This is a genomic window from Paraprevotella xylaniphila YIT 11841 (assembly GCF_000205165.1).
GTDB lineage: Bacteria > Bacteroidota > Bacteroidia > Bacteroidales > Bacteroidaceae > Paraprevotella > Paraprevotella xylaniphila.
This window is the reverse complement of sequence record NZ_GL883827.1, coordinates 1-12,406: the sequence shown is the minus strand read 5'-3', so window position 1 is coordinate 12,406 and position 12,406 is coordinate 1. Positions and strand designations below refer to the sequence as shown.

The 12,406-nt window shown below is 49.3% G+C and carries 8 protein-coding genes; 3 read left to right on the top strand and 5 right to left on the bottom strand.

The genetic code is table 11. The annotated features are described in order from the left end of the window. Positions 1 to 6: 6 nt before the first annotated feature. Positions 7 to 1,119 carry a DUF4934 domain-containing protein gene (locus HMPREF9442_RS03815; protein ID WP_157183521.1) on the bottom strand — a complete coding sequence of 371 codons (1,113 nt, stop codon included), beginning with the start codon at positions 1,117 to 1,119 and terminating at the stop codon, positions 7 to 9. Between the two features lie 32 nt (positions 1,120 to 1,151). Next, on the bottom strand, positions 1,152 to 1,553 hold the full coding sequence (locus tag HMPREF9442_RS03810) for a hypothetical protein (RefSeq protein ID WP_008625554.1): 402 nt from the start codon (positions 1,551 to 1,553) through the stop codon (positions 1,152 to 1,154). Between the two features lie 751 nt (positions 1,554 to 2,304). On the opposite strand from HMPREF9442_RS03810, the gene HMPREF9442_RS16635 reads away from it, so the two are divergent. Next, positions 2,305 to 2,412 carry a DUF4160 domain-containing protein gene (locus tag HMPREF9442_RS16635; protein ID WP_253271008.1) on the top strand — a complete coding sequence of 36 codons (108 nt, stop codon included), beginning with the start codon at positions 2,305 to 2,307 and terminating at the stop codon, positions 2,410 to 2,412. A 137-nt stretch (positions 2,413 to 2,549) separates the two neighbouring features. Continuing rightward, entirely contained in the window at positions 2,550 to 2,807 is a 258-nt protein-coding gene (locus HMPREF9442_RS03795; RefSeq protein WP_008625551.1) for a DUF2442 domain-containing protein, read from the top strand. 67 nt (positions 2,808 to 2,874) lie between these two features. Here the strand turns inward: HMPREF9442_RS03795 and HMPREF9442_RS03790 are convergent, their stop codons facing one another. The 3 genes from HMPREF9442_RS03790 to HMPREF9442_RS03780 are packed head-to-tail and all read right to left on the bottom strand — an operon-like array spanning position 2,875 to position 8,722. Next, a complete protein-coding gene (locus tag HMPREF9442_RS03790; protein ID WP_008625550.1) occupies positions 2,875 to 5,163 on the bottom strand; it encodes a S9 family peptidase in 2,289 nt (762 codons plus the stop codon). 26 nt (positions 5,164 to 5,189) lie between these two features. After that, on the bottom strand, positions 5,190 to 6,821 hold the full coding sequence (locus HMPREF9442_RS03785; protein WP_008625549.1) for a TolB family protein: 1,632 nt from the start codon (positions 6,819 to 6,821) through the stop codon (positions 5,190 to 5,192). Between the two features lie 2 nt (positions 6,822 to 6,823). Then, complete coding sequence (locus HMPREF9442_RS03780) at positions 6,824 to 8,722, bottom strand: DUF6057 family protein (protein WP_008625548.1); 1,899 nt, start codon at positions 8,720 to 8,722, stop codon at positions 6,824 to 6,826. Between the two features lie 190 nt (positions 8,723 to 8,912). Here HMPREF9442_RS03780 and HMPREF9442_RS03775 point away from each other — a divergent pair, with 190 nt between their 5' ends. Further along, the gene (locus HMPREF9442_RS03775; RefSeq protein WP_008625547.1) at positions 8,913 to 12,032 is read left to right on the top strand and encodes a glycoside hydrolase family 2 TIM barrel-domain containing protein; all 3,120 of its coding nucleotides are present in this window, start codon (positions 8,913 to 8,915) and stop codon (positions 12,030 to 12,032) included. The last annotated feature ends 374 nt before the right edge of the window (positions 12,033 to 12,406 follow it).

Below are 12,406 nucleotides of genomic sequence, written 5' to 3'. Positions count from 1 at the left end.
TTAGTGCTATTTAAAACTCCACAATATGATTAGAGGGTTTCCGTCAGGAGTTGTTTGTTGGATTATATTTAAAAGTGCAGGATCGATACTTTCGTGGTTCTGTTCCGCGTGTTTCGAGTATTTGAGTAAGATTTCCGGTTCTATTTCATATGCCATGCCGTTCTCCAGTCCTTGCGATGGTGTGATATAAGAATTGGAAAAAGGCAACATGTCATTATATATCTCTCCATAAGCATGGCATTTTTTATTTTTTTGATTCAATATGAATTGGGTAGACCTATTCGTGTTGAACAACATGAGTGAATCGGAACCGCTCATGTTGACCATGCTCCAATGCGTATCGGAGTACAGCCTGTCGAAAGTTTCCGGAGACATGTCCTTTTCAATGGGACGGTTCGGCAGTCCTTGCCCTCCAAAATCGATAATGTAACTTTCGGTTACTTTCCCGTCTTTGAGCTTGCAGATCTTATTATCAAAAGGGATGCTTGCATATATGCAGCCTTGATTTGAAACCATGGATTTCCCCATAGCCTTTCTCCCCCTGACGGATATTGGGGTTGACAATACGATATTGGGGGAAGAAGCCAAACTGTCTTTGGCGATAGAGATGATTTCATATCCGGAATCGTCCATGCTGTTGTGGCGCAAGCCGTAAATGTAATTGCCGTCCATGGCCATTTCATTCAAATAATATTCCATCGGGAATATTTTCTCTAACTTCAGGTTGAAGTCGAACACCATTATTTGGTATGGAGCGTCGCAATGCACGTAAAGTTTATGGCCTTTCTCGTCTATGGCGGCATCAACGATGCGAATATATTCATTATGGCCTTTTCCCACCATTCGGGCTGTTGAAGCAAGGAACTCGCCATTTCCGTCGAAAGCCAGAATCTTATTTGATATTTGGTCTACTACGAAGATGCGGTTCTCGGCAAAAAGCAAACGGTCTATATATTTGATAATGGCATCGTTGTTAGGAGCTTTTAACAACACGATTCTATAATCCTTCAAGAAAGAAGAGGTCTTCAAAATGCCATCTTGGTATTCTACGGTTATCTCGTCCCCCACCGTATTTACTTTTGTGCTTTGGCACGACAGAGACAATCCTAAGCATGCCATACACATGATTTTCTTATAATATTCCATAAACTTCAATCCAAAAGACTATTGTGTTTTTGGTTACCTTCACATGCCTTATACTCGCTGCTTACGGGCTCTGTTTCATAGATATAATTTTGGCCGCCTAAATTTCCGTTTCCTATAGCATAGCATCTGTACAATTTGAAAGTCTGTACAAAATCCAATCCATATCCCCAATGAGTACGGACAACTTTTTCTCCTACGCTTGTACCCACTTCATCGTACAACTGTGGACCTTGGCATTGAGACAAGCCTCCACCACCTTCGTCATCGGTTGCCAACGCCTCCGCATTCGCCAACAACAAATCACTTTCACTCACTTCATGGTACGTATCATACGTGCGATACCCCGTGTAAGCCGACAAGCCTAACACCACAGCGCCTAATACGGGCGCGAGGAACTTCTTCTTCATAACATTTGTTTTTTTTAATTATACCCTTTGCTGGTTTCGCCGTCGTGCTCTCTGTTTGTCCGACCACCCGCGTGAGATTCGGAGGCAAAATAATCACAAAATTTCGGAATGGAAATGTTAACGACCGTATTTTTTCGTTACCGATTTTAGTAACGCTGTTAACGAATTATTAACGCTTCATTTCCAGGTGTTTGGTAATTTCGGTAGTACCGTATTTTCTCCACTTAACGCCACGTTAATGGTAAATCCAATCTTACAACAGGCGGATGGGCTAAAATAAGGCTGCGACATCTTTACAAATGACCAACACCAGAAGTTTGCAAAAACAGGTTTCATCTTTCAGGCATCCCCAACGGTATCCACCTACCACTTACGGTGAATGCCACGTGAACTCTACACACCATGAAAATTCACCTTAACAGACTGTTAACCAATAAGTATGAAGGATGCGAATGGATTTTCCAATATATATTCCTGTATGGAGGGGAGAGGCTTGGAAAGACAAGCAAAGGAAACAAAAACAATTACCGCAAGGTGGAAAACCAATCAAAGCACAATGATTTTCCGCTTTGCGGCAAAAACGAGAGGCAGGATAGAAACGCAAAGGGTACTTCGGTAACCTCCGTTTATCCATATCCTTTCAATACCATTTTTGTTCTTGACCGTTAAATATGTACAATCTTGAAGAGTATAATAAAGAAGTATTTGTTATTTTGATTGCTCCTTTCTATATTTGTGAAAATTTGCAATTATGCCAACGTTATTTGTCATATTTGGATTTCGTTTTCTGTTTTATTCAGGTGACCATGAACCTATTCATGTGCATGTCATTAAAGATGGACATGAAGCGATAATATAGAACCTTTAGAACAAATTTGTAATCACGGATTTAAAAAGCATGAGATAGCCTTGATTGAATCTGTAATCATAGAGAATACGGAGATTATTAAAGAGCGTTAGCAATCTTTTTTTTAACAAAGGTGAAAGGAGGTTTTCATGAATTTGGAAGTAAAAAGAGTATGGACGGATGATAATTGTGTTTATGCTGAATCGGCAGAAGGAAAGGTCGCGTCGTACGCATTTGCTGATTGGCCGCGTTTGGCAAATGCCACGAAGGCTCAACGGGAAGATTTTTATCTTTCGCCGTGTGGTATTCATTGGCCACAAATAGATGAGGATTTAAGTTTTAGTGGGATGTTTAACCAAACTCCCGAACCTGTTTCGTATAAGTTGGAAACTTTGTTGGATGTGTAGCTCTATGGCTTTCATACGCATACAGCCCGCCAGATTCCGGCGGGCTGTATGCGTATGAAAGTTCTTTCTATTTTTGTTTCAATTCTTCCCATTTCGGCGGTTCCACTCCCATGAGCTCTTTTACGAAGAAATCGAAACGCTTGTGTTCCCCGTAGCTTTCGCCCATGCTGTGCCTTACGCCCGGCAGGACCACCAACTCGAAATCCTTGTCGGCCTTGATGAGGGCATCAACCACTTGCATGGTGGAGGCCGGATCCACGTTGTCGTCCATTTCTCCTACCACGAGCATCAGCGGGCGCGTCAGCCGGTGGGCGTTTTCCACGTTGGAGCAAGCGATGTAGCTGCTGTCCACCGGATAGCCCATCCACTGTTCGTTCCACCAGATTTTGTCCATCCGGTTGTCGTGGCAACCGCAACTGGAGTAGGATGCCTTGTAGAATTCCGGGTGGAAAAGTACGGCGGCCAAAGCTTCCTGGCCTCCGGCTGAACAACCGTATATCCCCACACGGGTACTGTCCATATAGGGGTACTTTTCCGCAGCCGCCTTGATCCACTGGATACGGTCGGGGAAACCGGCATCTTTCAGGTTCTTGTAGCACACTTCTTCAAATTTCTTTCCGCGATAGGATGTCCCCATGGCATCGAGCTGCACGACGATGAATCCCAATTCGGCCAGTGCCGTCGTATATCCGTTGTAGGGAAGGAAGCTTTTGGGCGTGTAAGCATCCCCGGGGCCGGAATAGATGTATTCGATGACCGGATATTTCTTTTGCGGGTCGAAATTGGTCGGGCGTTGGATGATGCCCCACATCGGTGTCACGCCGTCCCGTCCGGGAGCGGTGAAGGTTTCGGGGGCAGTCCATCCGGCCGATTTGATTTTGCTTAAATCCGCTTGTGCCAATGTCCGTCCCTCTGTTTTTTCTCCTTGTGCCGTGCGCAGTACGGTGACGGGAGCCTGTTCCGCTGTGGAATATTTATCGATCCACAGGGTGTAATCTTCGTTGAAGACCGCTGAATGGTTGCCTTCTTCGGGAGTGAGGCAGGTCATTTGCTTGCCGTCCATGTTTATTTTATAGTAATGTACATGGTAAGGATCTTCTTTGGGATTCACGCCACTGGCCGTAAAATAAATCACTTGGTTGTCTTCGTCCACTTTGAGCACGCGGCGCACCACCCATTCGCCCTTTGTGATTTGCCGGGCCACCTTGCCTTTCTCCAAGTCGATCATGTAGAGGTGGTTCCAGTTGTCGCGTTCGCTCATCCATATCATTTCCTTTCCGCCTTTCAGGACGTGGCGGAACATGCGGCTGTAGTTGACAAAGGTGGGGCTGCTCTCCTCCACGAGTGTGCGTACCTTGCCGGTTTCCGCATCGAGTTCCAGCACGCGGTAGGTCTTATGTCCGCGTTCGTTGTATTCAAAAGTCACGGCTTTCCCGTCTTCTTTCCATTCCGGGCCGTACAAGTCGTACTGGCGGTCGAAGAGTTCGGTAGACGGAATGACGGCCTGTCCTGTTTCCACGTTGAATATGCAAGGCACCTTGAAGCGCAGTTCGTCGCCCGGCTTGGCGTATTCCTGTTGGTGCAGGATAGGTTGCAGTTGGCTTTTGGGCGAACTTTCCACGTAATACACATACCGTTTCTGGGCCGGACGTATCTTGTTGGCGCATACGTATCTGCCGTCCGGGCTCCATTTGAGCCAACTGGAATAGTAATTGCCTGCCGTGCCGTCATTGCTCAACGCCCGTTCGTGTCGACCGTCCCGGTCGCTGACGTACACATTGTCGTTCTTGATATAAGCTTGCCGTTTCCCGTCGGGCGAGACTACGGGTGCCGCCCCTTTCTCATCGTCCACTTCCATCCAGTGGCGCGGTTTTTTCCATGGCCCTTTGGGGGAGGGCAGGGCTTCTTTGTTGCCTAACCGTAGTCCGGTCGTGCAAGCCTCTTCGACTTTCCATTTGTAACCGTCGAATTCGAAGGATACGGACGTGGGTTGGTTCTCGTCCACACTCAAGCGTGACAGTCTTAGTGTATTCCGTGGGATGTCCTTTCCGGTCTCGCGGGAAAGCAGTTCCGCCAAGGCTTTCATGTGAATCGCTTTTACGTCAGCCGTTTTCACATCTCCCGTCACTTTACCTACGTAATAGTCTGTCCCTTCCGGCGTATAGACAGAGTAGTGGAATGCAGTCTTTCCGTCCCATCGTATGTCTGCCGGGTCGTTATACACTTGTGTGGCATTGAACTTCTCGTAAAGGGAATAAGCCCTCCGGTAGTCTTCCAATGTGCCTTGTGCCTGTCCGTTTGCCGCTATGAAACATAGAGCCGGGAGCAGCAGGCTTTTGATTGTTTTGTTTCTCATTACTTTTTAATAGGTTTTTATCGTGTTTAGTTCTTTTGCCGTGCCGGTTGGGCTTCGGTGTCCCTGATGAGCGAAGCGAACGCCTGCGGGGTTATCTCGACCGGCCCGTTCATGAATTCCGGGATGTTGTAGCTTCGCATGAAGCGCCGGTGCATGTCGGGCACCTCCTGCGGCAACTCGAAAGGTTTGCGCCCCTTGCCGTCCTTGTCGATGTAGGCAATGAAGGGCCGTGTGTAGTTTCCGTCGTAACGCCGGCTGCTGAAGACCACCCACCGTCCGTTGCTGCTCCACGAGTGGTAGCTTTCCACGTCGTCAGAGTTGATTTCTGTCATGGGACGTACTTGGCGTGTGCGTAAGTCCATCAGGTAGAGGTCCGCGTCTTTGTGCCAGATGTGGAACACGCCGAACTCCCCGAGCGTGAACATCAGGTAGCGTCCGTCGGGCGATATGCGCGGCAACGTGGCGCTTTTTCCGCGTGCGGCTGCGTCGAATACCAATTCGGGCGGACCAACCCGGTGGTTGGCCGGGTCGAAGCTTCTCCGGAAGAGATTGTACTTGATTTCCTTATAACGCAGGATGGTCTCGTTGTCCAAATTTTCTGTCGTGTCTCTGCGTACGAAACGGGCAGAGGCGTAATACAGGTATTTGCCGTCCGGACTCCACCAGGGGAACACTTCCATTTCGTTTGCGTCCCCCGGAATACGTATTACTTCGTTCTTCTCTACATCATATAGGATCAGGTCGCTACGCATGTCCTGCACTTCTACTTTCTGCAGGTCGCGTGTGTGGAACGTTTGCCCGGTCTGGTTGACCGAATAGGCGATGAGCTTTTCCGTCGGGTGCCAGGCGGGATATACCCCTCCCGAGATGAGCGAATCCGTTTTCAGGTTGGCTTTGACCAATGTGCCGTCGTATGCAATGACCGTTCCGGCACGGTCTTCCCTCACGTGGAACTGCATACGCCGGGGATTGTAGTTCTGGTAAGAATGGCAGTTGATACATTGTGCATGTTCCACGTCAGTGTTCATCATGTTGCCGTAAATGACGCTTTCATCGAAGTTGGTCAAATCGCGTTGGTTGAGGGTCAAGTCCCGGTAAGTGACATACGAAGGACTGATGAGGCGGTAGGAGAGGTAAGGGTCTATGTCCTCTTCGGCTACATGGATTTTAAATGGACGGCGGCGCGTCCATTGTCCGTTGTGTTCCACAAAGACTTCCACGTCGAGCGCGCCACCTTTGGCCGAGGCCAACATGTCGCGCCACTGCGAGACGGAGGGAGTCACTTCCCGTTCGTCCGTGCTCCATTCTCCTCCGGGATATTTGATGCGGGCTGCATAAGCGTCAGCTTTCTCGTCTACGATGAAACGCAGGGGGGCGATGTTCGGCGGAACCGTCACGTCTGTATAGTCGGGATAAATGTCCGGTGCGTCCTTACTGTCCGTATAAGCATCGGGCATTTGGGGGCTGCAAGCAAAACAAAGGGCGGCTAGCCATCCGCCGGTCAGGAGCTTCAGAAAAGCGTTACATAAATTGCTCACGTTCGGCAGACACCGAGCGGGCCCGGCCTGCTCTCTCTTCATCGCAATTTTGCATAAATTGCTCACGTTCGGCAGAGCCAAGCGAGCTTGCCTCTGCTCTCTCTTAATCGCAATTTTCATGGTTAGTAGGTTTGTAATCCGTTAACTAAGAAATAGAAATAATAGAAGGTGTTGCCGAACTGCGGACGGAAAGCTTCCGCCATTTGTGCCTCCGTCATACCGGCGCATTGTTGGGTGAATTCCATAAAGCGTTGGTAACTGTCTTTCACTTCCTGGTCGAAAGGCATGTGGCTGATATCTACCTTCTTTTCCAGGTGGCCATACAGGTAGGCGGCTTCCTGATAATGGCGCGGCATGGGTGCTCCGTTATGCAGGGTGGCATATTGGAAGAAACGGGGCCAGAACAGGTCGATGTCTTTCATTTGCAAGGCCGCTATCAAGGTCTGTTCTTGGTAGAGTGGGGCGTTGCTTTCGCCGTAAGCAAAGGTCTTCAGCAGGAACATTTCGATGACGTTCAGGTCCGAGTTAAGCTTGTCTTCCTTAGGCAACAGGCGGATAATCGGTGCAAACTCTTTGCTCTTCCGTATCTGTTCCGGGTGGTCAAGATAAGCCTCGTATTTTTCAGCCCAACCTTTATGGAAAAGGGTACGTTTAAGCATGTCGATGTATTTGCGTGCCACTTTGTAATCGCCGCCCGCGATAGAAGTTTTGGCCATGTATTTCAGGTATTCCGTCCGCCACCCGTAGGTCACGCCGTCTTCCATACACCAACGGTAGCAATAGTTTTCCTGCCCGTAGTGATAGTACAAAGCTTTACCGCCTACGTGGGCCAACCGTACGAGGAACGGGGCATTGGGACGTGCGCCCCCTTCGCGGTATTGGAACATTTCGTCACCCGCCCGTCCGAGGCGGAACAAAGCCAGGTTCTTGTTCATGACCATCAGGCGGGTAGGCTCTGCCGTTCCGCCTAGGAAGATGGCCGGCACCTGTTCCCAGTCTTCTTCCTCTATGGCACGTGCCATCAGCAGTTCCTTACGGAAGTTCTCATCCACATACCACGCCTTTTTCAATCCCCATGCGGTAGCTGTCCATACGAGCAAGTGAACCAAGAGGATGAGGGGGTATTTCTTTATGGCCGGTACGTAATCATAGATGACGGCACCCGCTAGTGGCAGGAGGAACAATATATAATAAGGTATGCGATAGTCTGTGAATACTTTTCCACCCGCATCGAAACTTGGCAAGGCGGCCGTGTAGATTTCGCTGATGGCCGTTTGGCTATAAAAATGCCATGCCGCAAGGGGCACTCCGGCGAGCAGCAACAGTCCCCATGCCGTAGGGATGACACGGTGCTTATATAATGTGCCCGGCATACGCCAACAGAGCGCCAACATGTAGGCCGTGCCGGCCAATGCGTATGCCCCGAATAAAGGATAACCGGCGAGGAGCCATACGGTCAGCCACGCATAACCCCAATATGGACGCCGGTGAGCTGTACGGCTGAAAACCCATACGGCTGACAGGGCCGCCAATATGCCAAGGGAGGCCGTGAAGAAATAACCTTGTAATTTGATGTAGTAAATGAAATAACCCATCTCCACGATACCGGCCAACAGGGCTGCCGGAACCAAAGCGGGAAGAAAGCTCCACGAGGGGGACAGCCGGAAGGCCGAGCGCATGACGAAGCAAATGCAGATCCAAACGGCTGCGAGAAAGGCTGTCCCCACAGCCGGATAATAAAAGAACTGGGTGAGGAAACAGGATGCCCATTGCAATGTGCCGCCCGGATATGCCGCGAGCGTATGATAGAAAGTACTGTCCGGCAAGAAGAGGTTGAGTTCTTGTATCCGGAAAAGGGTTTCTTTCTCGTAAGTGTACAGACAAAGGCCGAGAATGACAGGAAAGATGATGCCATAGAGCCACGGCATCCCTTTCTCCACGCAACACCGGAACCGTGTGTCCGTCTTGGCGGATGGCGCGTAAGCCTCTGGATTGAACGGTTGTGAAAAATCAGTATTCATGATATTTTAGTTGTTTTTTCCACTAATGATTAGGTTTTACCCTCCAAAGTTAATAAATCTTGATGCGAACACGTAATATTTTAGCAAAAACTTTGTATTTTAGTATGAAAATAGAACAAAAGAAGTATCTTTGTAGGCAGTTTCTAAATGATTAACTAACCGCGTCTGTGACGCAATAAAAAAATGTACCATGTTTAGACAATTGATGTTTTCTTGTGCTTGTCTGGCCGCTCTCTCGGCTAGTGCGCAAAAAGACAAACCTTGGTGGTTGGATCCCGAGGTGAACGAAGTAAACACCATGGCTCCGCATGCGGCGTTTTTCGCGTACGAGACAGAGAATCTGGCAAAGGCTGACCAAAAAGCCCGGTCGGAACGTTACCTGTCGTTGGAAGGCAAGTGGAAATTCAATTTTTCCAATGACCACGACAAAGCCCCTCGCGACTTCTATTCCCTGAAGTACGATGATTCGCAGTGGACGGACTTTCCCGTACCCGGCATTTTGGAGTTGAATGGTTACGGAGATGCCATTTACAGCAACAATGGTTATCCATGGAGAACACAATTCAGACCCGAACCGCCTTTTGTGGAAGAGCGTAACAATTATACGGGTTCATACCGTAAGATGGTGACCGTGCCTGCCGATTGGAAAGGTGAGCGGGTTTACCTGCACGTGGGTTCGGCTACGTCCAACCTGATGGTATGGGTGAATGGCAAGTTCGTGGGATACAGTGAAGACAGCAAAGTGTCGGCGGAATTCGACCTGACGAAGTACCTCACGCCGGGCAAGGAGAACCTGATTGCCATGCAGGTGATGCGTTGGTGCGACGGTTCATATCTTGAAGACCAGGACTTCTGGCGTTTTACGGGAATTGCCCGTGAAGTGTATCTCTATGCTCGTCCGGAGGCCCACATTGCCGACTTATTCATTACGCCTGATTTGGTGAACAATTATCAGGACGGGACGCTGGAGGTGAAACTGAATGCCGTCAGGGCCAAGGGTGAGACCGTGATGCTCTCTCTGAAAGACAAGGAGGGAAAAGAAGTGGCTGCACAGACGGCTAAAGTCGGAGGAAACGGTGAAGTAAAAGTAAACTTCGATATCAAAAATCCTTTGAAGTGGACTGCCGAGACGCCGAACCTCTATACTTTATATACTACCTTGATGGACGGCAAGCAGGTAGCCGAGGTTGTGCCGCAGCGCGTAGGTTTCCGCAAAGTGGAAATCAAGAACGCCCAGGTGTTGGTGAACGGGCAGCCAGTGTTGTTCAAAGGAGCCAACCGTCACGAACTCGATCCGGTGACGGGCTATGTGGTGTCGATGGACCGCATGTTGGAAGATATCCGTTTGATGAAGGAACTGAACATCAATGCCGTGCGTACCTGTCATTATCCCGACGATCCCCGTTGGTATGAACTTTGCGACATCTACGGTATCTACATGGTGGCCGAAGCCAATATCGAAAGCCACGGAATGGGCTATGGCGACAAGACTTTGGCCAAGGAGCCGACTTATGAGAAGGCACATTTGGAGCGTAACGAAAGCAATATCAAGATTTACAAGAACCATCCTTCCATCATATTCTGGAGCTTGGGTAACGAGGCTAGTTATGGTCCCAACTTCGAGAAGGCCTATGATTTGGTGAAGGCTTACGACCCAAGCCGTCCGTGCCAGTACGAACAGGCTGGACAGAACGGCAAGACAGATATTTTCTGTCCGATGTATTACGATTACGGTGGCTGTGAATGGTATTCGAAAGGCGATAATCCCCGTCCGCTCATACAGTGCGAATACGCTCATGCCATGGGTAACTCCATGGGGGGATTCAAGGAATATTGGGACATGATACGCAAATACCCGAAGTATCAGGGTGGTTTCATCTGGGACTTCGTGGACCAAGGCTTGCGTGTGAAGAACAAGCAGGGTAAGACGATATACGCTTACGGGGGCGACTTCGGACGTTATCCCACCAGTGACCATAATTTCAATAACAACGGTATTGTCAATCCTGACCGTAAACCGAATCCACATGCCAATGAGGTACGCTATTACTACCAAAGCATTTGGGCTACAGCCAAGGATTTGAAGTCCGGCGAGGTGGAGGTTTACAATGAGAACTTCTTTAAGTCGCTCGACGATGTGGAATTGCAGTGGACGTTGGAGACGGAAGGAAAGGTATTGGCCAACGGGCGGAACGCGCTCGACATTCCCGCACAGCAGAAACGTGTGGTGAAACTGGACGGTTACGGCCTGCCTGCGGACGTGGAAGGCGAAGTGGTGTTGAACCTCGACTTCGTGCTGAAGAAGGCTGAACCGATGCTCGATGCCGGGTATGCCGTGGCACGCGAACAGTTCGTGGTGAATCCTTATACTTTTCCCATGATGGAAACCGTGTTGGCTGCCACTTGCGGGAAGCATGATGCCGGAAAGGTGGAAAAAGAAGAAAAGGTGGCATGGGTTACCTTGTCGGCAGGCCGCACTTCCGTTACTTTCAACCATTGGAACGGTTGGATTGACTACCTCGACGTGGACGGGAAGCCCATGTTGGAAGACGGTTATGCCATCACGCCCGATTTCTGGCGTGCGCCCATTGACAATGACTACGGGGCCGGTGCACAGCGCAAATTCCATGCCTGGAAGAATCCCGAAATGAAGATGAAGTCGTTTGCGGTGGTGGAGAACGAGGATAAGGCCGAGAAGAGCGTGGTAGTGGTGTACGAGATGCCTTCGGTAGAGGCTACCTTGACGATGACCTATACGCTGACCCCGGCAGGTGAGTTGGTGGTCAACGAGGCCATGAAGGTAAACAAGGATGCCAAGCACAAGCCGGAACTGATGCGTTACGGTATGCAGCTTGTGATGCCTAAAGCCTATGACCGGTTGACTTTCTATGGAAAGGGGCCGGGCGAGAACTACATCGACCGCAACAACGGAGACCGTTTAGGCGTGTACGACGCGAAGGTGGCCGACCAGTATTGGGGTTACATCCGTCCGCAGGAAAGCGGAAACAAGACTGAGGTACGCTATTGGCAGGTGAAGGATGAGAACGGCAAGGGATTGGAGTTCTATTCTTTCGCCCCGATGGAATGCAGCACGTTGAACTATCTGGCTTCGGATTTGGACGACGGTTGGGACAAGAACGCCCACCAGAGCCATTCCGGTGACTTGACACCCCGTGATTTCAGCGTGGTCAAGTTGGCTGCGCGTCAGCGCGGGTTGGCTTGTGTGAACAGCTGGGGGGCTATTCCGCTCGAACAGTACCGCATGCCTTATCAGGATTACAACTTTACTTATGTAATCCGTCCGTTATGATGATATAATTTTTTTCATATTATTAATTTTAAGGTTAATGTGAGGGGTGCCTTCGTGAGAAGGTGCCCCTTTTTTATGGGAAAGACGCAGAGGAGGGAGAAGGCTTCGTTCAAGATTTAAGGATTTTGGAAAGGCTTTTTCGTTGGGCTGAGATTTGAAAATCGTCTGGCGCAGAACGGAAAATCGTTCGCCTGAGATTGATTTTTTGTTTGGCGCAGAACGGAACACCAATCTTCATCTGTCTGTAAATCCTTGTTCCATAATTTGTTGCTTTTCCTTTTGAAAGCTATTGGTGTGTCACTGTATGTCAATATAAATCAATAAAAACGATTCGCCCCCGAATGGCCAGATGTGAACTGCCCCCCAAAAGTTAG